This is a genomic window from Gordonia sp. IEGM753 (genome assembly GCF_050321825.1).
GTDB lineage: Bacteria > Pseudomonadota > Gammaproteobacteria > Pseudomonadales > Pseudomonadaceae > Aquipseudomonas.
Genome location: NZ_JBNQGB010000007.1, coordinates 185,190 through 208,537, shown reverse-complemented (window position 1 = coordinate 208,537; position 23,348 = coordinate 185,190). Strand labels below are relative to the sequence as shown.

Here is a 23,348-nt window from a genome sequence, read left to right as displayed (position 1 = left end):
CGGTCACACTCATCGTGCGCTGCGACCAACGATCTGGAACCCCACATAAAAATAATCGGGTGGCCTACATGACTCCGTCTCAAAGCTCTGCCATGGAGCATTCCTCCATAGCCCCTGCCAACGCTGGCATCGGCGACAAGATCCGTGGCGCAATGGCCGTGGGCAAAACCCGGTGGGGCATGCTTGCACTGGTGTTTTTTGCCACCACGCTGAACTACATCGACCGCGCCGCACTGGGCGTGATGCAACCCATTCTGGCCAAGGAGATGAGCTGGACTGCGATGGATTACGCCAACATCAACTTCTGGTTCCAGGTCGGCTATGCCATCGGGTTTGTGCTGCAGGGACGACTGATCGATCGGGTCGGCGTTAAACGCGTGTTCTTCTGCGCCGTGTTGCTCTGGAGCCTGGCGACCGGCGCCCATGGCCTGGCCACATCGGCACTGGGTTTCATGGTGTGTCGCTTTATCCTCGGCCTCACCGAAGCGGCCAATTACCCGGCGTGCGTGAAAACCACCCGGCTATGGTTTCCTGCCGGTGAACGTGCCGTGGCCACTGGCATTTTCAACGCCGGGACTAACGTCGGAGCCATGTTCACCCCAATGCTGCTGCCGCTGATCCTTCACGTGTGGGGTTGGCAGGCTGCCTTCTTGTGCATGTCGGCACTGGGGGGCATCTGGTTGCTGTTCTGGGGCTTGAAGTACTTCAACCCTGAAGACCACCCAAGCGTTAAACAGTCGGAACTGGACTATATCCAGCAGGAAGTCGAACCGGCGCCCGCGCGGGTACCGTTCTCCAGAATCCTGCGTATGCGCGGCACCTGGGCGTTTGCCATTGCCTACGCGCTGACGGCTCCGGTGTTCTGGTTTTACCTGTATTGGCTGCCGCCGTTCCTTAACCAGCAATACAGCCTGGGCATCAACGTGACCCAAATGGGCATCCCGTTGATCATCATCTACCTGACCGCAGACTTCGGCAGCATCGGTGGCGGCATCCTGTCCTCGTTCCTTATCGGTCGCGGCGTCAACCCGATCAAGGCGCGGTTGGTGTCGATGCTCCTGTTCGCCTGCTGCATCATCGGCGTAATCATGGCGGCGGGATCAAGCAACCTCTGGGTAGCGGTGTTCGCGATTTCCCTGGCCATCGGCGCGCACCAGGCCTGGACAGCCAACATCTGGAGCCTGGTGATGGACTACACACCTAAACACATGATGAGCACCGTGTTTGGATTCGGCGGCATGTGCGCCGCGATAGGCGGGATGTTCATGACCCAACTGGTGGGCCACATCCTGACCATCACCCACAATAACTACACCGTGCTATTTACCCTGATTCCGGCGATGTACTTCATCGCCCTTATCTGGATGTACTTCATGGCCCCGCGCAAGATTACTGCCGTCACCGACGTGTAAGCGTCTGGCTTGCCAGCGATGGCGATTTCGAAATCGCCATCACCGGCAAGCCGGTTTCCTACGGGATCTGCGTTAACGACATAAATCCGGGAATCACCACCGACCTGTAGGAGACTGGCTTGCCAACGATGGCGCCCTCGAAATCGCCATCACCGGCAAGCCGGTTTCCTACAGGATCTGCGTAAACGACATAAATCCGGGAATCACCACCGACCTGTAGGAGCCTGGCTTGCCAGCGATGGCGATTTCGAAATCGCCATCACCGGCAAGCCGGTTTCCTACGGGATTTGTGTTAACGACATAAATCCGGGAATCACCACCGATCCGTAGGAGACTGGCTTGCCAGCGATGGCGCCCTCGAAATTGCCATCACCGGCAAGCCGGTTTCCTACGGGATCTGCGTTAACGACATAAATCCGTGATTCACCACCGAACCGTAGGAGACTGGCTTGCCAGCGATGGCGCCCTCGAAATTGCCATCACCGGCAAGCCGGTTTCCTACGGGATCTGTGTTAACGACATAAATCCGTGATTCACCACCGACCTGTAGGAGACTGGCTTGCCAGCGATGGCGCCTTCGAAATCGCCATCACCGGCAAGCCGGTTTCCTACGGGGCTTTGCCTTTTAACGTCGACGCTGCTGCCACGCTGCCGCCAGGCCGCTGCAACAAATTACCGCGATGCCGATCACCGTGGTCAAGCTCGGTGTATGCGAAAACAGCAACCAGCCGAGCAAACCGGCGAACACAATCTGGCAGTAACCGAATGGCGCCAGCAGTGCGGGAGCCGCGTAGCGAAACGCCTGGGTCAGGAACAGGTGAGCGGTCATCCCGCAAGTGCCCAATGCCACCATCATCAATCCATGGCCGAAGGTTGGCACTTGCCAGAAGAACGGCACCAACGCGCTCATGATCAGCGTGTTGCACAAGCCTGCAAAAAAGTTGCTGGTGGTCGGACTATCGATTTCACTGAGCTTGCGGGTGAGCAATTGATAGAAGCAAAAAAACAGTGCCGAACACAGCGGCAGCAATACCGCAGGGGTAAACAGTTCGCCGCCAGGGTGAACGATGATCAGCACCCCGATAAACCCGCAAATCACCGCAATCCATTGTCCGCGTGTGACATGTTCTTTCAACAACGGCACTGACAGTGCAGTGACCAACACCGGCGCAAGAAAGTTGACCGCCGTGGCCTCGGCCAGCGGAATGAACTGCAGGCCGGTGGTAAAAAACAAACTGGTGCCCAGCAGGCACAACGCCCGCATCAATTGCAGCAATGGTCGTTTGGTGCGCAAGACACGCAAACCGGATTGCGGCAAAAATATCCCGGCCATCAGCAGCGTGTGCACCAGATACCGGGCCCATACCACCATGATGATCGGGTAAAAGCCCGATAGGTATTTCGACAGCGCATCGTGGCTGGAGAACAGAAAAGTCGCGACGACAATCAGCAAAATCCCGCGAAAGGGTTGGTTTACGCCGGAAAGCGGAGTGCTGATGGTCATGAAAAGTCCCTGTTGAAGTCGGAAAAGAAGCGATGCAAAACACCCCTTCCCTCGTACTCATCCCGGTTCACTTGTGATTATCGTTGGCACATTGATGAAGACATTTTAGAACCTTGTTCCAGATTCTCACACAAACAAACCGCAAACGTGTGCGAAAAGTGCGCGGCATCAACTAAACGAACAGTTCAGACGCCAGGCTGGCCGCCGACAGCTCCGCCGTAAATTTCAACAACAATGGCGCCAACTCATGCAACCGCGCGCCCGGCATGCGTGCGCTGGGCCCGGCGATACTTAGCACGCCAATCACCTGCCCGTTATCGGGATGGCGAACGACGGCCGCAATTGCCGAGGTGCCAACAGCCGAACTTTCTTCGACCCAGGCATAGCCCTGTTCTCGCGCCAAACGTAAGCGCTCAAGCAGTTCGATGTTAGAGCGCGGCGCGTTAGGGCCAACGTTTTCGGGCTGCTCTGCCGCTTGACGCTCCACCAGCGACAATGCCTCGGCGTCGCTCATGCACGCCAGCCACGCATGCCCCGAGGCGGTATAGAACAGCGGCGCATCACGCCCCATGTCCGGGTCGTAGCGCAGCCCGGAACGAGCGCCTTGAGACTTGGCGATCCAGGTTTGTCGCTCGCCCTCGATAACGCCGAGACGCACCAGTTCACCGGTTTCGTGAGCCAGACGATCAAGCACCGGTTGCACAATATCGGCACCACTGCTCGACAAGTAACGAAAGCCCATGGCGACCAGTTTGGTCGACAGTTGATAGCGCAAATTCTCTGGATTCTGCCGCACGTAACCCAAGCGGATCAGCTCAGCGAGCAATCGGTGCGTGGCGCTCTTAGGAATATCGAGCTGTTCTGCCAACGCCTGCATCGGCAGGCCACGAGGCTCGCTGGTAAGGCTTTCCAGCACGCTGAAAACACGTTCGATCTGACTGCCGGCCATGGGACCTTCCAAACAAGATTTTCACGATTCTAGAAGACAACCGGTCGAACGCAAAATCTGGAACTGACAATGCAATCCAAACTAAATCCGCTGCCTGACGGAATTTGATAAGGGAGCGACGTTCTTACACGTCAGTAATGTTCCGCAGAGCCCGCGATGCGCGCCTGGGAATGTTACGGTGCACGATAAATGCCGGACGACCGGACTGGCGCCGCACTCGCTCACCAGCAACACTCATCCCACGGACAATCAGAGGAATCCCACATGCTATGGAAAAAAGGCCGACGCAGCGACAACGTGGTCGACGCCCGTGGTGATGATGTCGGCGGCGGTGGCGGCGGAATGCGCTTCGGTGGCGGCAAGGGCCTGAGCCTGACGGCGATCATTCTGATTGTCGGGATCGGCTGGATGACCGGTCAGGACCCGCTGCAAATACTCGGACAACTCACCGGGCAAATGAGCGATCAATCGGCACCGGCCACCAATCAGGCCCGCAAGGCGCCACCGGCCAACGATCAACAGGCTGAGTTCGTGCGCTCGATCCTCGGCGATACCGAAGACACCTGGGGGCAGATTTTCCAGCAGGCCGGCCGTCAGTATAAAAACCCGACGCTGGTGCTGTTCAGCAATCGGGTGAATTCAGCCTGCGGCCTCGCGACCTCGGCGACGGGTCCGTTTTATTGCCCGGCAGACCAGAAGGTCTACCTGGACATGAGTTTTTTCCAGGAGATGTCCCAACGATTCTCCGCCGCCGGTGACTTTGCTCAGGCCTACGTGATCGCGCATGAAGTCGGGCACCATGTTCAGACGCTGCTGGGCGTTTCGGCAAAAATCCAGACCGCTCGCCAACAAGGTCAACGCATGGAGGGCGACGGCGGTTTGCTGGTTCGTCAGGAACTGCAGGCCGATTGCCTGGCGGGCGTGTGGGCCAACAATGCGCAGAAACGCCTGAACTGGCTGGAGCCAGGTGACATTGAAGAGGCGCTCAACGCGGCGAATGCCATTGGTGACGACCGTTTACAGCAACAAGGACAGGGCCGTGTCGTGCCGGACTCCTTTACCCACGGCACCTCAGCGCAGCGTGTGCGTTGGTTCAAGGCCGGGTTTGCCCAAGGTCAGATCAACCAATGCGACACCTTCGCGGCGAAAAATCTCTAAATGAAAATCTGGTTGCTGGTTCTCCTGATGACCTGCGCAAGCGCCGGGGCTGCGGAACATGCGGTGAAGCAGCTCAGCCCCGGCCGTTTGTTGCTTAAAGAAGGTGAAATGGCGGTGGGCATCGGCCCGGCGCCCGCAAAAATCGAACGCGTGTTGATCATCATCCACGGTCGACTGCGCAATGCTGAGACTTATCTTAGAAGTGGCGAAAGCGCAGCGGCTCAGGCCGGACAAAGCGCCACGACGCTGGTGATTGCTCCACAATTCCTCAATGAAACCGACGTCCAGCAACATCCCGTGGCCGACACGGTGTTGCGCTGGCAAGGCAATGACTGGATGGCGGGCGGCTTGTCCACAGGACCGTTCCCTTTAAGTTCCTACGGTGCGCTCGACGAAATCATCGGCCGGCTCGGCGACCGTCGACAGTTTCCAGACGTTAAGGAAGTGGTCATCGCCGGACACTCTGGTGGCGCTCAAGTCGTGCAACGCTATGCCATGCTCGGTCACGATCAGCCAGCGCTGGAATCTGCGGGCGTGCGCCTGCGCTATGTCATCGCCAACCCTTCCTCATATGCCTACTTCAACGAGCAACGGCCGGTGGCGTTTAATCATGCCGCGTGCCCCGGTTTCAATCGCTGGAAGTACGGGTTGGCGGATTTACCCGCGTACGCCGACGGACAAACGCCTGCGCAACTTGAGGAAAAGTACATCAAGCGCGATATCGTTTATCTTTTGGGGCAGCAAGACACCGACCCGAATCATCCGGCCCTGGACAAACGCTGTGAAGCCGAAGCGCAAGGCGCTTACCGTCTGATTCGCGGGCACAACTATTTTGATTACCTGACGCGCCGCCATCCGCAGGGTTTGAGCCAGCAACTGATCGAAGTGCCCGGTGTCGGGCACAATGGCGATGGCATGTTTACGTCGCCCGAGGGGCAGAAGGTGTTGTTCCCTTAAGCGCGTGGCTTGTCGGCGGAAGTGCTTTCAAACCGAGAGCATTTCCCGCAATGCCACGCAATCTGCCGCATGCCAATCCGTCAGCTCAGGCCACGGATTATCCGGCAGGTTCACCAACACCGTCCGTGCGCCAGCCGCTCGCCCGCAATCAAGATCAAACCGGTAGTCGCCGACCATCACCATTTCAGTGGTGGGTACGTTCCACGCTTCGGCCAACTTCAGCAAACCCCCGGGATGTGGTTTGGGCGGCGCTTCATCACGGCCCAGTACATCCTCGACCGCAAAACAGTCGGCCAGCCCGATGGCCTCAAGCGTGATGTGCGCCAATTCGCGCGCATTGCGCGTCAGAATGCCCAGCCGATACCCGCGCCCGGCCAACTCGCGCACTAGTTCCACGGCACCTGTTGCCGGTTTCGAACCCAGCGCCAGATCACGCTCGTGCTCCAGCAGCCACGCATGTTTAGCCGCCGCTTCATCAGCCGGCAATGCAGCAAGGTGAGTGAGAATGTCGTCTTCGGCCGGTATCGCCAATGCCACGCGGATGGCTGCAAAATCATGCACGGCCACCGTCAGGGTGCCGTCCATGTCGAACACCCAATGCCTGACTTCGGCCAGGCTCATGCCCAATCCTTGCGGTAGCGGATCAGGCCTTCCTGAGTCACCGAAGCCACCAATTGCCCGGCGCGATTGAATACGCTTCCACGGGTGAAACCCCGGGAATTGCCGGCCCATGGGCTGTCCATCGCATACAGCAACCAGTCATCGGCGCGCAGATCCGCGTGGAACCACAAGGCGTGATCAAGGCTGGCGACCTGCATGTCTTTGTGCCAGACCGATTTGCCGTGCGGCTGCATCGAGGTGGTCAGCAGACCAAAATCCGAGGCATAGGCCAGCAGGTATTTGTGCAGCGCCGGGGAGTCGGCCAGCGAACCGTCGGCGCGAAACCACACGTACTTGATCGGATCGGAAGGTTTCGGGTTGTACGGGTCATCTTCAGTAACCGGGCGAAACTCGATCGGTTTCGGGCACAGCAGTTTTTCGCGCATGTGCTCGGGGATGAGGTGTGCACGCTGCTGCGCGAGTTCGAGTTCCGATGGCAGGTTTTCCGGGCCCACTACAATCGGCATCTCGGCCTGATGCTCGAACCCCTCTTCGTCGTACTGGAACGATGCGCTGCAAGTGAAAATCGGGTTGCCCTTCTGGATTGCGGTAACGCGGCGCGTACTGAAACTGCCGCCGTCGCGCACTCGATCGACCTGGTAAACCACGGGCAGCGCGGAGTCGCCCGGACGCAGGAAATAACCGTGCATGGAGTGCACATGGCGCGCTTCTTCAACGGTCTGACTGGCCGCCGACAGCGACTGGCCAATGACCTGGCCGCCGAACAACTGACGAAACCCCAGGTCCTGACTACGACCACGAAACAGGTTTTCTTCGATCGGTTCCAGGGTCAGCAAGTCGACCAGATCCTCCAACACTTGGCTCATTCAGACTCTCCTCACACAACACAATACCGCGCAGTCTTGGCTGCGACGGTCGATTCAGGTTCTGGCCAACGCCACTATGGGGACCATTGTAAACGTCCGCGCCGGCTTATCCATGTAAGGTTTGCAGCCATTGTTCGCGGCTGATGCGGTACAGAACATGCTGACGCAACGGATGACCGACTGCGAGCCTTGGGTGCTCGAAATCATCAGCTGAATCATGCTGCATTCCGATGGCCTGCATGACTTTCTGCGAGGGCATATTGGTTTGGGTGGTGAAGGACACTATTTCTTTCAAGGCCAGCCGATCAAACCCGCAGCGCAGAGCGGTCCAGGCCGCCTCACTGGCATAACCGAGCCCCCAATGCTCACGAGCCAAACGCCAGCCAATTTCCACCGCCGGGGTAAACGCTGCCTCAAAGCCTGTGACGGCGAGCCCGGTGAATCCGATAAAAGCACCGGTATCCTTGCGCTCCAACGCCCAAAATCCGAAGCCGTGCTCGGCAAAATGTCCACGAATGCGACCGATCAATGAAGCACTGTCCAAGCGGCTGAGGGGCGCCGGGAAATAACGCATCACCTGAGGATCGGCACACATCGCCGCAAATTCCGGCAAATCCTCATCGCGCCACTGCCGCAACAGCAGGCGTGCGCTTTCGAGTTCCAGTATCGGCTCCATCGTGCTCCTCCATTTCCATCCCGCCAGTCTACATCGCTGGTAGGATCGTTCACTTGTTCCTACATGAATTCGCCATGAAGCTGCCTCTGATCTACCACGAAGACTACAGCCCGGAATTCCCCGCGGATCACCGCTTTCCCATGGACAAGTTTCGCCTGCTGCGCGATCACCTGGTGGACAGCGGCCTGACCCGGGACGCCGACCTGCTGCGCCCGCAACTCTGCCCGCCAGAGATTCTCGCACTCGCACATGACCCTGCGTATATCGAACGCTACATGGGCGGCGAGTTGTCACGTGAAGACCAGCGGCGCCTGGGTTTGCCGTGGAGTGAAGCCCTGGCCCGGCGCACGGTACGCGCGGTCGGCGGCTCGTTGCTGGCGGCCGAACAAGCGTTGGAGCATGGTTTGGCCTGCCATTTGGCAGGTGGCACCCATCACGCGCATTACGACCACCCGGCAGGATTTTGCATCTTCAATGACTTGGCGGTGATCAGCCATTTCCTGCTGCAAAGTGGCCGAGTGGACCGGGTACTGATTTTTGACTGCGATGTGCATCAAGGCGACGGAACCGCACGCATCCTGCACAACACGCCGCAAGCGGTGACGGTTTCCCTGCACTGCGAGAAGAACTTTCCCGCGCGCAAAGCCGAAAGTGACTGGGACATCCCGCTGCCGATGGGCATGGGCGATGCCGATTATTTGAAAGTGGTCGACGATGCACTCAACTACCTACTGCCGCTTTATCAGCCAGACCTGGTGCTGTATGACGCAGGCGTCGATGTGCACAAGGACGACGCGCTCGGTTATCTGAAGCTGACGGACGCCGGCGTTGCTGCTCGTGACGAAAGCGTGATGCGCCATTGCCTGGGGCGCGATATTCCCGTGGTTGGGGTTATCGGCGGCGGCTACAGCAAAGACCGTAAAGCCCTGGCGCGGCGTCACGGCATCCTCCATCACAGTGCGCAACGTGTCTGGGAGTCATCAGGTTGTCATTGACCTGTGGATGCTTTACCCACAATGCCTGTGGAACTGCCTGTGGATAACCTGAGTGAAAGGTCCTACAGACCAGACTGCACATAGCCTGCAAAGCGGTGGTTGTTTTTTGATCAGCCTTTCAACGCATCGAAGCGGTAGAATGCGCGGCTTATTCCGCCACGCCGCAGCTTTCGCCATGACCCAGCCATCGCCCTCCTCCTCTCACGTCGTCATCATCGGTGGCGGCCCCGCCGGTTTGATGGCGGCTGAAGTCTTGAGCCAGGCCGGAATCAAAGTCGATGTGTACGATGGCATGCCTTCGGTGGGGCGAAAATTCCTGCTGGCCGGTGTTGGCGGCATGAACATTACCCACTCCGAAGCCTACCCCGCGTTTCTCTCACGCTACGCCGAACGCGCGCCGCACATTGCACCGCTGCTGCGCTCGTTTGGCGCCGATGCGCTGTGCGAATGGATTCATCAGCTGGGCATCGAAACCTTTGTCGGCAGTTCCGGCCGAGTGTTTCCGACTGACATGAAAGCCGCCCCGCTCCTACGCGCCTGGCTTAAGCGCCTGCGCGATTGCGGTGTCGTCATCCACACCCGACACCGTTGGCTGGGCTGGAATAACGACGGCAGCCTTAAGGTGTCGAGCCCGGAGGGTGAAAAGGCTTTAACCCCAGACGCCACGTTACTGGCCCTCGGCGGTGGTAGTTGGTCGCGCCTTGGCTCGGACGGCGCATGGATGTTGCCACTTGAACAACGCGGCGTAGAACTGGCGCCGCTGCAACCGAGCAATTGCGGCTTCGAGGTGCAAGCCTGGAGCGAACTGATGGTCAGTAAATTCGCTGGCGCGCCGCTGAAAAACATCGCCATCGGCCTCAATGACGACGTCCCACGCCTCGGCGAATGCGTGATTACCGCCACCGGAATTGAAGGCAGTTTGATCTACGCCCTGTCTGCACCGATTCGCGAAGCCATCAACCAGCAGGGTTCGGCAACCGTTCACCTCGACCTGTTACCTGGCAAGCCTGTGGATAACGTTCAGGCTGCACTGAGCAAGCCACGTGGTTCGCGCTCGATGTCCAAGCACTTGCACAGTCAACTTGGGATCGATGGCGTCAAAGCGGCATTGTTGCGGGAACTGACGCCTGCCGACTGCTTCGCAGACCCGGCGCTGTTGGCAAAAGCGATCAAGGCATTGCCGCTGCAACTGATCAAAACCCGCCCGTTGGACGAAGCCATCAGCAGCGCTGGCGGTGTGATGTTCGAGGCCATGGATGAGCGCTTGATGCTCAAGCAACTGCCAGGCGTGTTTTGCGCGGGGGAAATGCTCGATTGGGAAGCGCCGACCGGCGGCTATCTGCTGACCGCATGTTTTGCCAGCGGGCGAACAGCGGGAATGGGGATGGTGACGTGGTTGCGCAACAAGTCCTGAGACAGAGTTGCGCCCGTCGCGAGCAGGCTCGCCCCCACAGGAATCGCATTTATCCAGAAAAAATGTGACCCCTCAGGGCGCGAGGCTGCTCGCGATGGCGTCTTTCTAAACGCCGCCGTACATCAAGGCTTCTTCTTGCGCGGCCCGGTGTTGAACACCGGTACTTTTCGCACAGGTTTGATCGAAGGTTCCGGCGCTGAAGCATCCCCGCTCTCAACCCACTTGCCCAGGTTGCGCTTACCACCGCCGGAAGTTTTTGGCTTCTTCGGCTTTTTCGGTTTCTTCACCACCTGACCGCTGGCGTCGGTGTCCGGTACGCGGTGCTCTGGCTCGAAATCGTGTTCGACCTGGCGCGGCAACGTCTGACGCGTCAACGTCTCGATGGCTGACAGCAAATTCACTTCATCGGCGCACACCAGCGAAATAGCCTGGCCAGTTGCACCCGCACGGCCGGTACGACCGATACGGTGAATGTAATCTTCAGCCACGATTGGCAAGTCGAAGTTGACCACCAATGGCAGATCTTCGATATCCAGTCCTCGGGCCGCAACGTCGGTGGCCACCAGAATCTGCACTTCACTGGCCTTGAAACGGTCCAGTGCACGTTGGCGAGTCGCTTGAGGTTTGTCGCCATGAATGCCGTCGGCGTTGATGCCCAGGCCCTGGAGTTTTTCCACCAGTGCGTCCACGCCATTGCGAGTCTTGGCAAACACCAGCACCTGTTTCCATTTGCCTTTACGCAGCAAATGAATGAACAACTCCGGTTTGCGCTTCTTGTCGACCGTTACCACCCACTGCTTGACCGTACTCGCCGCCACGTTGCGCGGGCTGACTTCAATGCTCAGCGGATCGTTGAGCATTTGCCCGGCCAAGGTGCGAATCGCATCGGAGAACGTGGCCGAGAACAACAGTGTTTGACGCTGTTTCGGTAAAACCCGGTAAATATTCCCCAACTCTTCGGAGAAGCCCAGGTCAAGCATGCGATCCGCTTCGTCCAGCACCAGCGTTTGCAGCTGATTGAACTTCAAGGCCTTCTGGCGGAACAGGTCGAGCAAGCGACCTGGCGTTGCCACCAACACGTCGACACCTTTGCGCAACTTCATCATTTGCGGGTTGATGCTGACGCCGCCGTATACCGCATAAGTGCTCAGCGGCAGGTTCTCGGCGTACTGACGCACGGCTTCGTGAACCTGTTCAGCCAGCTCGCGGGTCGGCACCAGAATCAGTGCACGCACCGAGTTGGAGGCGACTTTCGGCCCTTCCATCGCCAGCAATTGCAGAAGCGGCACAGCGAAACCGGCCGTTTTGCCGGTCCCGGTCTGGGCCGCAGCCATCAAGTCGCGGCCAGCCAGCACCGCCGGAATCGCTTGCGCCTGAACCGGCGTCGGGGTCTGGTAGCCGAGCGTCTCGAGAGAGCGCAGCAAGGGTTCGATCAGGCCAAGGGTGGCGAAAGTCATGGGATTACCGTAGGAAAATTCAGCGCGGTTGTGCAAAACGAGTGTGCAATGGCGCGCAGTTTACCCTAATTCACACGCGATTCTGTCGGCACTGCTGCGGCCGGCTGAACGGGGCGCCGGCGCCACTGTGGCAAACCGATCAGCACCACAGCGCTGATGATCACGGCCATGGCCAGTGCTTCTTCGATGCCAATCGTTTCGCCAACGAACACAATGCCCAACAACACCGCAACGGCCGGGTTGACGTAGGCGTAACTGGTGGCCGCCGCCGGACGCACGTTTTTCAACAGATACATGTAGGCGTTGAAGGCAATGATCGAGCCGAAGAAAATCAGGTAAGCCAGCGCCATCCAGCCTTCTATAGGCGGCATGCCCTGCAATTGCTCACCGCTAAGCGCGCTGCCAATCAGCAGCGCCACGCCGCCCACCAGCATTTCCACGGCACTGGCCATGGCACCTTGCGGCAACGGCAAATGCTTGCTCCACACCGAGCCGAAAGCCCAGGTGGCCGCTGCAAACACTAGCAACATGGCGCCCATCGGGCTCGATTGCAGGTTTGAGCCAAGATTCAGCATGGCGATGCCGATCAGCCCAAGCACAATACCGGCCCATTCGAGGCGGGTATTACGCGCGCCCCAGAAGTAGCCGCAAAGCAAGGTAAACAACGGCACCGTCGCCACTGCAAGCGCAGCAACACCCGACGCCACGCCAGTGTGTTCCGCCACGCTGACCGCGCCATTACCGCAGGTCAGCAGCAAGATGCCGATGATGCCCCCAGCCTTCCATTGCGCCCAGGTCGGTGCCGGCGCACCGCGCCACCGCAGGAACGCATACATCAAGGAACCGGCAATGACAAAGCGGATACCCGCCAGCAGTAACGGCGGCCAGTATTCGATACCGATGCGAATGACCAGGTAAGTCGACCCCCAAATCACATACAACGCGAAAAAGGCAGCGATCAACGGCAAGGGAAAGCGACGTAAGCCAGGCATGGGCAGCTCGAAGGCAGAACAAAGAGACCGGTTATTCTAGAAAGCCCCACGCCGAAAATTAAGTTACAAAATCTGTTTTTAGCGCCGGTACACTTTTTTAGAAGCCGCGATGGCGCTTCAGATGCTCGTTGATCTTGGCGGCCGGCACTTTTTGCAGGCTCACCAGCAAATCATGCGACAACTCGCGCAACCCGTGTTTTTGCCGCAGCTCTTGCGCCAGGTGCGCGGTCAGGTTGGCGGCCATTTCCGCATCGGCCATGGCCCGGTGAGCCTGGCCGGTATGCGGCAACCTGGCGAACGTGGTGAGCGTGCCGAGTTTATGGTTCGGCGCGGCCGGCATCAGGCGGCGGGCGAGTAATAGCGAACAGGCAAAGTTTTGCAAACGCGTGCGTTTGATACGCCCCAGCTCAAAATCCCAGAACTTCTGGTCGAAGGCAGCGTTATGGGCCAACAGCGGCGTGATGCCGACAAACTCGTTGACCTCGTTCATCACCTGCTCGGCCGATGGCGCGGTGCGCAGCATGGCGTTGCTGATGCCGGTGAGTTGTTCAATGAAGGCCGGCACGCGAACGCCGGCGTTCATCAGGCTTTGGTAACGATCAACGATGCGCCCCTGTTCAAGAATCACCACGGCAATTTCCGTGGCCCGGCAGCTGCTGCTCGGGGAGATCCCGGTGGTTTCAAAGTCGATGACTGCTATGCGTTCCAAACCTGTTTCAACTCCGTAAAAATCAATTCTTGAGCAGCAATGCGCCTTCGATCGGCACATAGCGGCTGGCGGCGCGAATCAGCGAGTTGGCGGTCAAGCCAGGCACGCCATATGCCACTGCTTGTACGCCGTGCTTGCTGATGATTCGCTCCAGCAGCATGTCGAAATCACCGTCACCGGAAGCCAGCACCACTTCGTCGACATGCGCGGCGGCGTCCATGATGTCGATGGTGATGCCCACGTCCCAGTCACCCTTGGCCGAGCCATCGCTGCGCTGGATGTAAGGCTTGAGCTTCACCACGAAACCCAGGTTGCGCAGGATCTGCTGGAACTGCTGCTGTTTGCTGTCGCCGCGGTCGATTGCGTAGGCGTAGGCCTCGACAATCTCGCCCTGCTTGCTGATATCGGCCCACAGTGCGGCGTAGTTGAAGTGGCAACCATAAGCCTGACGCACGGTGTAATAGAGGTTTTGAACATCGGCGAACACTGCGATTTTTTTCACCGTGCATCCTCGATAGAGCGCTGGCGCGCAGGCAGGATCAGGCACAAGGCCCGAAAAGTTGCCCAGTATGCCAGCCAAGAGGATTGTTCCGCGAATAATCGGCCATGTGGCGAGGCAGCAAGCTCCCTCGCCACAGGTGTGTCAGACGAAGGAGTCGTCGTCATCGCCGCCGAAAAACGATGAACTGTCGTCATTGCCGTAATCAGCGTCGGCGTAACCGCCCTGATCGCTTGCGTTGTCGGCCATGCGCTGGTCGTCGCCCCAGCCGTTGCCATTGCTCTGGTCATTGACCTGAGCCGGCTCTTCCTTGATGACTTCGACGATTTCCTGCGGCTGCTGATTGCTGTGGAACAAGCTGCTGATGCCTTGAGCCAGCATTACGCCACCCGCGACGCCCGCCGCCGTCTTCAGTGCGCCGCCGAGGAAACTGCTGCCCGCCGCTGCCGGGGCTTGCTGTTGTGGCGCGTAATTCTGCTGCGCCGGGGCTGCGCCGAAGTTTTGCTGTGGCGGCTGCGAATTGAACGCAGGCCGTGCCGGTTCGCGCCAGCCGCCACTCGACGGCGGTGCACTTTGCGTCGGTGCGGGCTGCGGATCACGAGAACCGCCTCCGAAAATGCTCGACAGAAACCCACCGCTGGCAGGCGCCGCAGCAGGCGCTTGAGCCTTGGCCGATTGCAGTTCGGCCTGCAATTGCTGCACGTGCTGAGTGAGTTGTTTGTTCTGTTCGTCGAGGCTCTTGATGGCGGCCTCTTGAACCAGAATCGCCTGGGTCATGAAATAGCCCGCCGCGGGTTGGCGAGTCAGGTGTTCCTTGATCCGCGCCTCAGCCTGGGCGTCGCGCGGGGCTGAATCCGTTTCGGCCTGTTGCAGCCGGGAAAACAGTCCATCGATCAGGGTTTGTTCTTCGCTGTTCATGGCGACCTCGTAGATTGCCGGGAATTTCGTCGCCCACATTCACTGTGAATGAGGTGCTTACTGGTAATGGAGCCTGCAACAGGATGTTTCAATGATCTTTACCTAACGTTTACGTTTGCTTGTGGCGGCACTTCATCGGTTAAAGTGTGTGACAGCTTTTTACCAGCGATACCGACCGTATGAATCCGTTCGATGTACTGCGTGACTCTTTTTACTTCTTCAAACGCAATCTGGGCCAGATCGTGCAGCTGTGCCTGCCGCTGGTAATCCTTGAAGCCTTGTTGCAACAAGTGGTCGACCGAACCGCGGGGCCGGAAGGTTTCCCCGGTTACAGTGTGATCGTCGGCCTGCTGGTTTATCCACTCTACACAGCGGCCCTGATTCTGTTCCTGGACGCCCGCAGCCGTGGTGAATCGCCGCGTATCCGCGACCTGTTGGCGATGTCGGCGACGTTGTGGCCGCGTTTTGCCTTGCTCACCGCGCTTAACACCTTGCTGATTCTGCTCGGTCTGTCGCTGTACTTTCTGCCGGGCATCTGGCTGATGGTGACACTGGCGTTTTCCGAGTACCTGCTGGTGCTCAGAGGCATGGCTCCACTGGCGGCCATGAAAGAAAGCCTGCGCCTTACGCGCGGCCATTTCCTGCGCATTCTGGTGTGCATTCTGTGTGTGATGGGTCCGTTATGGGTGCTTAAAGGCGCGACGCTGGCGATTTATCCCGACCCGCAGAACCCGCTTATTTCGCTGTTGATCGACAGTGCGCACAGCTTTTTGCAACTGTTTACCAGCGTGGTGCTGTTCCGCCTGTTCATGTTGATCGGTGAAGCACCCACGAAAGCGGATGAGCCTCGCTGACAGCGCTTGGGAATCCGCCCGGCGGTCGGTTATGCTCGCGATCAACTTTGTAACGCCATAAGCCGAACCATGACCCGTCTACTGCGCTACACCCTGCTGATAGTGCTGTTGGTTCTCGGCCTGTTTGCATTGCTGATCTACAACCTGACGTGGCGCCCCGGCGCCAAGGAAGTGCTGCCAGTCAGTTGCACAGCGCCAGCACCTGCACTGGCGCCCGGCCAGGCAATGAAGGTCATGACCTGGAACGTGCAGTACCTGGCGGGCAAGCGCTATGTGTTCTGGAACGATCTGGCGAACGGTGATGACGAAAGCCCGACGCCCGAAGACATGGCCTTCAGCCTCGACGAAGTAGCGCGGGTCATCCGTGACGAACAGCCCGACATCGTGTTGTTGCAAGAGCTGGACGATGGCGCCAAGGCCAGCGATTACCAGAACCAGCTCAAACTGCTTCAAGAGCGGGTCGCCGACATTTACCCGTGCAGCGCTCATGCCTTCGACTGGAAAGCTGACTTCGTGCCGGAACCGCACATCTTCGGCAGCGTCGGGCGGCAAATCGCCACGCTTAGCCGCTACGAGATCGAACACGCCGAGCGCCTGCAATTGCCGGTCGCGCAGGCCAACATCATCAGCCGCCAGTTCAAGCCCAAAAATGCATTGCTGATCACCTATCTGCCGTTGAGTGACGGCGGCCAGATAGCGGTGCTCAATACCCATCTGGATCGCGCCACTCAAGCCGACGATACATTGCTGGCTCAGGTGACTGCCGTGGCCAAGGTGCTCGACAAGTACGAAAGCCGCGGCACGCCATGGTTGATCGGCGGTGATTTCAATCTACTGCCTTTGGGCCAATACCAACGCCTGCCCGCCGAACAGCGCACGCCCTACTCTGCCGACAGCGCGTTGCATGTGCTGTGGGACAAATATCCGATGATCCCGACCAACAACGAGGCCACCGGCATTGATCGGGAACGTTGGCTGACCCATTACCCGAATGACCCGGGCCTGAACGGGCCGGACCGCACGGTTGACTACCTGTTTTACAGCCCACGGATCAAACGGGTCGAGGCGATGGTGCGACAGGACGATACGTTGCGAATCTCCGATCACTTGCCGGTGATCGCGCGTTTCCTGTTACCCCCCGCGCCTTAGCCCAAGCACAGTGCAACACTTGCGGCTGATCAATGCGCCTCTTCCAGCTCATCGTGCAGTAACCCGAAAATCTCGCGTTTCATGTCGATGAACGAGCGTTCCATGACCATGTCCAGGTTGCGTGGACGCTCGATCGGCACGTCCAGAATCTGCTTGATCCGTCCAGGCCTGGCACCCATCACATACACGCGGTCGCCCAACAAAATGGCCTCGTCGATATCGTGCGTGACGAACAGCACGGTTTTTTTGCTGTTGCCCCACACCCGAAGCAACAACTGCTGCATCTGCAGACGGGTCTGGCTATCGAGCGCGCCGAAGGGCTCATCCATCAGCAGGATTTGCGGATCATTGGCCAACGCCCGGGCAATGGCCACGCGTTGCATCATGCCGCCTGACAGCTGCTTGGCGTAGTTGTCGGCAAACCCGGCGAGTCCGACTTCATTGACGTAGTAATCGACGATTTCCTTGCGCCGTGCCGCCGGCATGCCGCGACGCTTGAGGCCAAACTCGACGTTCTGCCGCACCGTCAGCCACGGGAACAAGGTATAGCTCTGAAACACCATCCCGCGATCCGCGCCCGGGCCTTGGACCTGCTGGCCGCCGACGTAAATCTCACCTTCGGTAGGCTCTGCTAGGCCTGCGGTGAGGTACAACAAACTCGACTTGCCGCATCCCGATGGCCCCACCAGCACCGCGAACTGCTGGTCCGGCACCTCGAACGAGACTTGCTCCAGCGCGGTAAACACGCCGCCGTCAGGTTTTTTATAACGCAGGCTGACCTTGTCCACTTGCAAACGTGGCGCTGCGTGCACAGCGCTCGCTTGTGGCGTGACGAAACGATGATTGGCAGCGCTTACTGAGCCCATGCGGCGATCCTCAGACGTAAAAAACGGAACAGTTGATCGGTGATCAGGCCCAGCAGGCCAATGATCGCGATTGCCAGAAAAATCACATCCACTTGAAAACCGCGCATGGCTTTAAGGCTCAAATAACCCAGGCCACTGGAAGCGGCGACCAGTTCGGCAACCACCAGGTACGTCCACGCCCAGCCCATGGTCACGCGCAACGTATCGAGCACACCTGGCAACGACGCCGGGGCAATGACATGCAGTACCGCATCGCGGCGGCTGGAACCCAAGGTGTACGAGGCATTGACCAGGTCTTTGGAAATGCCTTTGGACACGTCCGCGATCATCACCAGTTGCTGGAAGAACACGCCGAAAATAATCACCGAAACCCGCTGCTCCAGACCAATGCCGATCCACAGAATGAACAGCGGTACGAACGAGGTCACCGGCAAGTAGCGGATGAAATTGACCATCGGCTCAAGGAACGCCTGGACGATGCGGAAGCTGCCCATCAGCAATCCCAGCGGCACGGCCACCAGCGAGGAAATAATAAATCCGACCATCACCACTTCCAGGCTGGCCCATACGTGCAAGCCCAGCGTGCCGTCGCGGCCAAGGCGTATGGCAGCCTCGACCACCGCGCCCGGCGTCGGCAGAAACATTCCCGGCACCACACCGCCATACGACAAACCGGCCCACAAGCCGATCAACAACACCCAGGCCAGTCCGCTCGCGCTCCATACAATCTGCACCGGCAGACCGGTTTTGGGCGTGACGCAGCGGCTCAGCCATGAATTGCGCTTGAACATGCAAACCTCCTACTGCGGGCTGACAAAGCGGTTATCGATCAGGTCGTCATTGCTGACGTTGTAAGGCTTGCCCTGCAGCTCGCTGGCGGTTTCGTTGGCCAGTTTGATCAGCGGTGCGCTGTCGCCCGGTTTGCCCGGCGAGCCGAACAGTTTTTCGCTCATGGCCTGGTCGTAGAAGCGCACGCCTTGCGCTGCCGCAGCCAGTTCCTTTGGATCGGCCAAGTAGCCGCCGACACCCTTGGCCATGATTTTGTAGGCTTCTTCCGGATGGTCCCGGGTGTACTGGACCGCTTTGTACAAACCGGCGACCAAGGCTTTGACGTCTTCAGGCTGCTTATCGATGACCGAGCAGTTCAGCGCGACCACATCGACAATCACGCCCGGTGTGCTGCTGCTGTCGATCAACACCTTGCCCTGCTTTTTGTCACGGACCATCGACAGGTGCGGCTCCCACGTCACGGCGGCGGGTACACGACCTGCGATAAACGCGGTGGCGGCATCATCGGCGGTCATGTTCTGTACCGTGATGTCGCTCATTTTCATGCCGTTCTTTTTCAGCAAATACGACAACCAGAACTGCGAGGTCGAACCTTCGTTCACCGCCACCGCTTTGCCCTTCAGCTCCTGCAGGCTGTTGACGTCCTTGCCCACCAGCACACCGTCGCCACCATGGCTGTCATCCAGCGCAGCCACTGCCTTGAAGCAAAATTGCGGACGGTATTTGAGAACCTCATCGATGGTCGACGCCGAGCCCGATAACTCACCTGAGGCTTGGGCGGCCATGTACATCGAGGCTTCTTCGACTACCGGCAATTCGACGGTCAAGCCGTTCTCTTTGAAGTAGCCAAGATCCTGCGCGAGGTAAAGGGTGCCGTAGCCAACCCATGTGGTGTGACCAATGGACAAGGTGCCGGCCTGGGCGCTGGTGGCGACCGTCGCAGCAATGGCGGTAATCGCCAGCGGATGAGCAAAACGGGTAAACAAGGACTTGATCATGAAGCACTCCCAACACTGTTGATTTAGTTGTTGTCATGGGCAGTACGGCCAGTAGCGATGAATCAGCAGCTGTCACCTGCAGTCTCTGGTGGACCTTTCGATGAGCAGCATTCGGTTGGCTGGCGAGGTCGATGTTGGCCCATGGTGGGGCTTAGGAAAATCAGGAAATATGTCGTTGGGAGCGATGAAAAAACTGGGTAGCGTGCGCGGTAAAAGGGCGGGGCTGGCGGGGGTGCACTGGGTGGGTGCAAAACTGGAGGAGTGTATTGAATGGACAAAAGCAATCGCGAGCAGGCTCGCTCCCACATTGAATCTGGGTCGATCACAAATCCCCTGTGGGAGCGAGCCTGCTCGCGATGAGACCCTAAAGAACGCTACAAAATCAGAGCCGGCCGTATTCCTCCCACATTGAATCTGTGTCGATCACAAATCCCCTGTGGGACATTGAATCTGTGTCGATCACAAACCCCCTGTGGGAGCGAGCCTGCTCGCGATGGGGCCCTAAAGAACGCTACAAAATCAGAGCCGGCCGTATTCCTGAGCCGTACGATCAACCGCTTCCAGCGTCTTGCCGACCAGCTCGTCAATCTCTTCACGGCTGGCAATCAGCGCTGGCGCCATGATCATTCGCCCCAGCGTGGAGCGAATGATCACGCCTTCCTCGAAGCCGATCGTGCGGCAGCGCCAGGCGATGTCGTTCTCATTGGCGAAGCGTTTGCGGCTGGTTTTGTCCTCGGCCAGTTGCAGCGCCGCAACCATGCCGACGCCCTGGATATCGCCCACCAACGGGTGACTGCCGAACACCTCGCGCAAGCACTGCTGCAGGTACGGGCCGATGTCATCCTTGACCCGCGTCACCACGCCCTCATCGCGCAGTGCCTTGAGGTTGGCGATCGCCACCGCAGCCGCCACCGGGTGCCCGGAATAGGTCAGGCCATGGGCGAAGACGCCCCCCTGCTCAACCAACACCGAGGCCATTTTTTTCGACAGGATCAGGCCGCCCATGGGGATGTAGCCCGAGGTCAAACCCTTGGCAATCGACAGTGTGTCGGGCTCGAAGCCGAAGTACTCGTGAGCAAACCATTCGCCGGTGCGACCGAAGCCGCCGATCACTTCGTCGGCGCACAGCAGCACGTCGTACTTGCGGCAGATACGCTGAATCTCCGGCCAGTAGCTTTCGGGTGGGAAGATCATCCCGCCCGCGCCCTGGAACGGTTCTGCGATAAACCCGGCCACCTTGTCGGCGCCCAGTTGCAGAATTTTTTCTTCCAGTTGCTGCGCCGCCCGCAGGCCAAACTCGGCCGGTGTCAGGTTGCCTTCATGGGCAAAAAAGTACGGTTCGTCGATGTGCTCGATGTCCGGAATCATGCCGCCCATTTCATGCATGAACTTCATGCCACCCAGCGCCGTCGCCGCCAGCGTCGAGCCGTGGTAACCGTTCCAGCGACCGATCATGATTTTCTTTTCGGGCTTGCCGAGGATCGTCCAGTAACGGCGCACCGTGCGGATCAGCACCTCATTGGCCTCGGAGCCGGAGTTGGTATAAATCGCGTGGCTGTAATGCCCCGGCAGCAGGCTGAACAGCAGCTCGGACAGTTCGATGACCTGCGGGTGGGTCGTGTGGAAAAACATGTTGTAGTAAGGCAATTGCTCCAACTGTCGGCTCGCCGCAGCGGCCAGGTCTTTGCGGCCGTAACCGAGGTTGGTGCACCAAAGACCCGACATGCCATCGAGGTAACGCCGACCGTCGTTGTCCCACAGGTGCAGGCGATCACCGCGCACCATCACCCGCGGGCCTTCGTCATTGAGTGCCTTCTGATCGACGAATGCGTGGATGTGGTGCGCAGCATCGGCGGCCTGATAATCGCGTGTTTCACGGGGTGTAGTCATCGCCGGGTCTCCATTTTGTTGTTAGCGCAGTTGAAACCAGGTGGTCTTCAACTGGGTGTATTTGTCGAATGAGTGCAGGGATAAGTCGCGGCCGAAACCCGATTGTTTACCGCCGCCAAAAGGCACCGTCACGTCCAGCGCGTCGACGCTGTTGACCGACACCGTGCCCGCTCGCAATTGCCGCGCCACACGGTGCGCGCGATTGAGGTCGTCGGTCCACAGTGAGGCGGCCAGACCGTAGACGCTGTCATTGGCCAGTTGCAAGGCGTGGGCCTCGTCGTCGAACGCGGTAACGGCCAGCACCGGGCCGAACACTTCTTCACGAAACAGCGGCATGTGCGGGTGCACGTTGCTGAAAATGGTGGGTTGAATGAAGTTATCAGACCCGTTGAAAGTTGATTGCCGGCCACCGCATACCCGGGTCGCGCCTTGGCGCTCGGCTTGCTCGATAAAACCCATGATACGAGCGGTTTGACGGCTGTCGACAATCGCCCCGGCGTTGCTCGAAGGGTCCAGCGGATCTCCCGGCAACCACCGTTCGGCGTGCGCCTTGAGGCGCTCTACAAATTCATCATGAATCGACCGCTCCACCAGCAACCGTGAATTGGCCGAGCACACTTCGCCCTGATTGAAGAAGATCCCGAACGCCGCTTTCTCGGCGGCCAGGTCCAGGTCCTGGCAATCGGCAAACACCAGGTTGGCACTCTTGCCGCCGCACTCCAGCCACACCTGTTTCAGGTTCGATTGCGCGGAATACTGCATGAAATACTTGCCAACTTCGGTGGACCCGGTGAACACCAGGCAATCGACATCCGGGTGCAAGCCGAGGGCTTTACCGGTTTGCTCGCCGAGCCCCGGCAGCACGTTCAACACACCGGCAGGCAACCCGGCCTCCAGCGCCAATTCGGCCAGGCGCAACGCAGAGAACGGTGATTGCTCGGCGGGTTTAAGAATGACCGAATTGCCAGCGGCCAACGCCGGGGCGAGTTTCCAGGCAGCCATGTCCAGTGGGAAATTCCACGGCACCACCGCCGCCACCACACCCAAGGCTTCGCGGGTGATGGTTGCCAACACGTTTTGGGCACTGGGCGCGACCTGGTCGTAAAGCTTGTCGAGGCTTTCGGCATACCAACGAAACACACCCGCAGCGCCCGGCACGTCGACGTTGTATGCGTCCATCACGGGTTTGCCCATGTTCAACGAATCGAGTAACGCCAGCTCTTCGCGATGGACCATGATCAGGTCCGCCAGGCGCAACAGCAGCTGTTTGCGTTCAATGGGCGAGCGCGCCGACCACGTCCCGGCCTCGAACACGCGCCTGGCATTGCTGACGGCGGCGTCAACCTCGTGCTCACCGCAGGCGGCCACGTTGGCCAGCGTCCGCCCAGTGGCGGGGTTGATCGCAGCAAACGTCTGCCCTGAATCGGCAGAACAGTGTTTGCCGTCAATCAAGGCCTGGTCGGGAAACCTCAGCGCAGCAGCCTGACGCTGCCAATATGCAAGCTCAAACACGTTCAGATGCTCCGTTGGCTTTCTTGTGAATTGGATGGTGGCGCAGGCAGGTGTCCAGGAAAAATAGTAAAAATGTCTTCGCAGACCATGAAAAAACTGGGCAGCCAATCTCCCCAGTTGCACGGCATGTGGTTATTGTTCAACCACAACAACACCGTCGTCG

At 58.9% G+C, this 23,348-nt stretch carries 22 protein-coding genes; 7 read left to right on the top strand and 15 right to left on the bottom strand.

Annotated features, from left to right (window positions below; genetic code table 11):
- Nucleotides 1–68: 68 nt before the first annotated feature.
- Nucleotides 69–1,412: an MFS transporter gene (locus tag ACQR3R_RS26605; RefSeq protein ID WP_428276993.1), complete on the top strand. Its 1,344-nt coding sequence runs from the start codon at nt 69–71 to the stop codon at nt 1,410–1,412.
- A 625-nt stretch (nt 1,413–2,037) separates the two neighbouring features.
- On the opposite strand, the gene ACQR3R_RS26600 is transcribed toward ACQR3R_RS26605, so the two are convergent.
- Together ACQR3R_RS26600 and ACQR3R_RS26595 are read right to left on the bottom strand one after the other, a co-directional pair.
- Complete coding sequence (locus ACQR3R_RS26600; protein WP_428276991.1) at nt 2,038–2,916, bottom strand: EamA family transporter; 879 nt, start codon at nt 2,914–2,916, stop codon at nt 2,038–2,040.
- 172 nt (nt 2,917–3,088) lie between these two features.
- Nucleotides 3,089–3,865 carry an IclR family transcriptional regulator domain-containing protein gene (locus ACQR3R_RS26595; RefSeq protein WP_428276989.1) on the bottom strand — a complete coding sequence of 259 codons (777 nt, stop codon included), beginning with the start codon at nt 3,863–3,865 and terminating at the stop codon, nt 3,089–3,091.
- Between the two features lie 264 nt (nt 3,866–4,129).
- On the opposite strand from ACQR3R_RS26595, the gene ypfJ reads away from it, so the two are divergent.
- Both ypfJ and ACQR3R_RS26585 read left to right on the top strand, forming a co-directional pair.
- Complete coding sequence (gene ypfJ, locus ACQR3R_RS26590; protein WP_428276987.1) at nt 4,130–5,023, top strand: KPN_02809 family neutral zinc metallopeptidase; 894 nt, start codon at nt 4,130–4,132, stop codon at nt 5,021–5,023.
- Complete coding sequence (locus ACQR3R_RS26585) at nt 5,024–5,980, top strand: hypothetical protein (RefSeq protein WP_428276985.1); 957 nt, start codon at nt 5,024–5,026, stop codon at nt 5,978–5,980. It begins immediately after the preceding gene.
- A 27-nt stretch (nt 5,981–6,007) separates the two neighbouring features.
- On the opposite strand, the gene ACQR3R_RS26580 is transcribed toward ACQR3R_RS26585, so the two are convergent.
- The 3 genes from ACQR3R_RS26580 to ACQR3R_RS26570 form a co-directional block, all read right to left on the bottom strand.
- Nucleotides 6,008–6,601: an HAD-IA family hydrolase gene (locus ACQR3R_RS26580; RefSeq protein WP_428276983.1), complete on the bottom strand. Its 594-nt coding sequence runs from the start codon at nt 6,599–6,601 to the stop codon at nt 6,008–6,010.
- Entirely contained in the window at nt 6,598–7,467 is an 870-nt protein-coding gene (gene tesB / locus ACQR3R_RS26575; protein ID WP_428276981.1) for an acyl-CoA thioesterase II, read from the bottom strand. The genes ACQR3R_RS26580 and tesB overlap by 4 nt, the downstream gene beginning before the upstream one ends.
- Nucleotides 7,468–7,573: 106 nt before the next feature.
- Nucleotides 7,574–8,143, bottom strand: a complete 570-nt coding sequence (locus ACQR3R_RS26570) for a GNAT family N-acetyltransferase (protein WP_428276979.1) — start codon at nt 8,141–8,143, stop codon at nt 7,574–7,576.
- Nucleotides 8,144–8,217: 74 nt separating this feature from the next.
- Between ACQR3R_RS26570 and ACQR3R_RS26565 the strand changes: the two genes are divergently transcribed.
- Nucleotides 8,218–9,138: a histone deacetylase family protein gene (locus ACQR3R_RS26565; RefSeq protein WP_428276977.1), complete on the top strand. Its 921-nt coding sequence runs from the start codon at nt 8,218–8,220 to the stop codon at nt 9,136–9,138.
- Between the two features lie 139 nt (nt 9,139–9,277).
- Nucleotides 9,278–10,552: a TIGR03862 family flavoprotein gene (locus ACQR3R_RS26560; protein WP_428276975.1), complete on the top strand. Its 1,275-nt coding sequence runs from the start codon at nt 9,278–9,280 to the stop codon at nt 10,550–10,552.
- A gap of 122 nt (nt 10,553–10,674) precedes the next feature.
- On the opposite strand, the gene ACQR3R_RS26555 is transcribed toward ACQR3R_RS26560, so the two are convergent.
- The 5 genes from ACQR3R_RS26555 to ACQR3R_RS26535 form a co-directional block, all read right to left on the bottom strand.
- Nucleotides 10,675–12,009: an RNA helicase RhlE1 gene (locus tag ACQR3R_RS26555; protein WP_428276973.1), complete on the bottom strand. Its 1,335-nt coding sequence runs from the start codon at nt 12,007–12,009 to the stop codon at nt 10,675–10,677.
- A gap of 65 nt (nt 12,010–12,074) precedes the next feature.
- Complete coding sequence (gene yedA / locus ACQR3R_RS26550) at nt 12,075–13,001, bottom strand: drug/metabolite exporter YedA (RefSeq protein ID WP_428276971.1); 927 nt, start codon at nt 12,999–13,001, stop codon at nt 12,075–12,077.
- Nucleotides 13,002–13,098: 97 nt separating this feature from the next.
- Nucleotides 13,099–13,710, bottom strand: a complete 612-nt coding sequence (locus ACQR3R_RS26545) for an exonuclease domain-containing protein (protein ID WP_428276969.1) — start codon at nt 13,708–13,710, stop codon at nt 13,099–13,101.
- A gap of 22 nt (nt 13,711–13,732) precedes the next feature.
- Nucleotides 13,733–14,212: an NYN domain-containing protein gene (locus ACQR3R_RS26540; protein WP_428276967.1), complete on the bottom strand. Its 480-nt coding sequence runs from the start codon at nt 14,210–14,212 to the stop codon at nt 13,733–13,735.
- A gap of 141 nt (nt 14,213–14,353) precedes the next feature.
- A complete protein-coding gene (locus ACQR3R_RS26535; RefSeq protein WP_428276965.1) occupies nt 14,354–15,127 on the bottom strand; it encodes a DUF2076 family protein in 774 nt (257 codons plus the stop codon).
- Between the two features lie 179 nt (nt 15,128–15,306).
- Between ACQR3R_RS26535 and ACQR3R_RS26530 the strand changes: the two genes are divergently transcribed.
- On the top strand, nt 15,307–15,981 hold the full coding sequence (locus ACQR3R_RS26530; protein WP_428276963.1) for a YciC family protein: 675 nt from the start codon (nt 15,307–15,309) through the stop codon (nt 15,979–15,981).
- Between the two features lie 69 nt (nt 15,982–16,050).
- Nucleotides 16,051–17,130: an endonuclease/exonuclease/phosphatase family protein gene (locus tag ACQR3R_RS26525; protein ID WP_428276961.1), complete on the top strand. Its 1,080-nt coding sequence runs from the start codon at nt 16,051–16,053 to the stop codon at nt 17,128–17,130.
- A gap of 29 nt (nt 17,131–17,159) precedes the next feature.
- Here ACQR3R_RS26525 and ACQR3R_RS26520 read toward each other — a convergent pair whose 3' ends face one another.
- From ACQR3R_RS26520 to ACQR3R_RS26500, 5 genes are all read right to left on the bottom strand, one after another.
- Nucleotides 17,160–17,996 carry an ATP-binding cassette domain-containing protein gene (locus ACQR3R_RS26520; RefSeq protein ID WP_428276959.1) on the bottom strand — a complete coding sequence of 279 codons (837 nt, stop codon included), beginning with the start codon at nt 17,994–17,996 and terminating at the stop codon, nt 17,160–17,162.
- Nucleotides 17,984–18,787, bottom strand: coding sequence for an ABC transporter permease subunit (locus ACQR3R_RS26515; RefSeq protein ID WP_428276957.1), 804 nt, complete (start codon nt 18,785–18,787; stop codon nt 17,984–17,986). Before ACQR3R_RS26515 ends, ACQR3R_RS26520 begins: the two co-directional genes overlap by 13 nt.
- 9 nt (nt 18,788–18,796) lie before the next feature.
- Nucleotides 18,797–19,783 carry an ABC transporter substrate-binding protein gene (locus ACQR3R_RS26510; protein ID WP_428276955.1) on the bottom strand — a complete coding sequence of 329 codons (987 nt, stop codon included), beginning with the start codon at nt 19,781–19,783 and terminating at the stop codon, nt 18,797–18,799.
- A 519-nt stretch (nt 19,784–20,302) separates the two neighbouring features.
- Nucleotides 20,303–21,673, bottom strand: coding sequence for an aspartate aminotransferase family protein (locus ACQR3R_RS26505; RefSeq protein ID WP_428276953.1), 1,371 nt, complete (start codon nt 21,671–21,673; stop codon nt 20,303–20,305).
- Nucleotides 21,674–21,694: 21 nt separating this feature from the next.
- On the bottom strand, nt 21,695–23,185 hold the full coding sequence (locus ACQR3R_RS26500) for an aldehyde dehydrogenase family protein (RefSeq protein WP_428276951.1): 1,491 nt from the start codon (nt 23,183–23,185) through the stop codon (nt 21,695–21,697).
- Nucleotides 23,186–23,348: the final 163 nt, after the last annotated feature.

Coding starts and splice junctions, on each gene's coding strand:
- ACQR3R_RS26595 (WP_428276989.1), bottom strand. CDS start 3,865: ATGGCCGGCAGTCAGATCGAACGTGTTTTCAGCGTGCTGGAAAGCCTT.
- ACQR3R_RS26605 (WP_428276993.1), top strand. CDS start 69: ATGACTCCGTCTCAAAGCTCTGCCATGGAGCATTCCTCCATAGCCCCT.
- ACQR3R_RS26560 (WP_428276975.1), top strand. CDS start 9,278: ATGCGCGGCTTATTCCGCCACGCCGCAGCTTTCGCCATGACCCAGCCA.
- ACQR3R_RS26530 (WP_428276963.1), top strand. CDS start 15,307: ATGAATCCGTTCGATGTACTGCGTGACTCTTTTTACTTCTTCAAACGC.
- tesB (WP_428276981.1), bottom strand. CDS start 7,467: ATGAGCCAAGTGTTGGAGGATCTGGTCGACTTGCTGACCCTGGAACCG.
- ACQR3R_RS26535 (WP_428276965.1), bottom strand. CDS start 15,127: ATGAACAGCGAAGAACAAACCCTGATCGATGGACTGTTTTCCCGGCTG.
- ACQR3R_RS26570 (WP_428276979.1), bottom strand. CDS start 8,143: ATGGAGCCGATACTGGAACTCGAAAGCGCACGCCTGCTGTTGCGGCAG.
- ACQR3R_RS26580 (WP_428276983.1), bottom strand. CDS start 6,601: ATGAGCCTGGCCGAAGTCAGGCATTGGGTGTTCGACATGGACGGCACC.
- yedA (WP_428276971.1), bottom strand. CDS start 13,001: ATGCCTGGCTTACGTCGCTTTCCCTTGCCGTTGATCGCTGCCTTTTTC.
- ACQR3R_RS26505 (WP_428276953.1), bottom strand. CDS start 21,673: ATGACTACACCCCGTGAAACACGCGATTATCAGGCCGCCGATGCTGCG.
- ACQR3R_RS26525 (WP_428276961.1), top strand. CDS start 16,051: ATGACCCGTCTACTGCGCTACACCCTGCTGATAGTGCTGTTGGTTCTC.
- ACQR3R_RS26565 (WP_428276977.1), top strand. CDS start 8,218: ATGAAGCTGCCTCTGATCTACCACGAAGACTACAGCCCGGAATTCCCC.
- ACQR3R_RS26520 (WP_428276959.1), bottom strand. CDS start 17,996: ATGGGCTCAGTAAGCGCTGCCAATCATCGTTTCGTCACGCCACAAGCG.
- ACQR3R_RS26585 (WP_428276985.1), top strand. CDS start 5,024: ATGAAAATCTGGTTGCTGGTTCTCCTGATGACCTGCGCAAGCGCCGGG.
- ACQR3R_RS26515 (WP_428276957.1), bottom strand. CDS start 18,787: ATGTTCAAGCGCAATTCATGGCTGAGCCGCTGCGTCACGCCCAAAACC.
- ypfJ (WP_428276987.1), top strand. CDS start 4,130: ATGCTATGGAAAAAAGGCCGACGCAGCGACAACGTGGTCGACGCCCGT.
- ACQR3R_RS26510 (WP_428276955.1), bottom strand. CDS start 19,783: ATGATCAAGTCCTTGTTTACCCGTTTTGCTCATCCGCTGGCGATTACC.
- ACQR3R_RS26555 (WP_428276973.1), bottom strand. CDS start 12,009: ATGACTTTCGCCACCCTTGGCCTGATCGAACCCTTGCTGCGCTCTCTC.
- ACQR3R_RS26600 (WP_428276991.1), bottom strand. CDS start 2,916: ATGACCATCAGCACTCCGCTTTCCGGCGTAAACCAACCCTTTCGCGGG.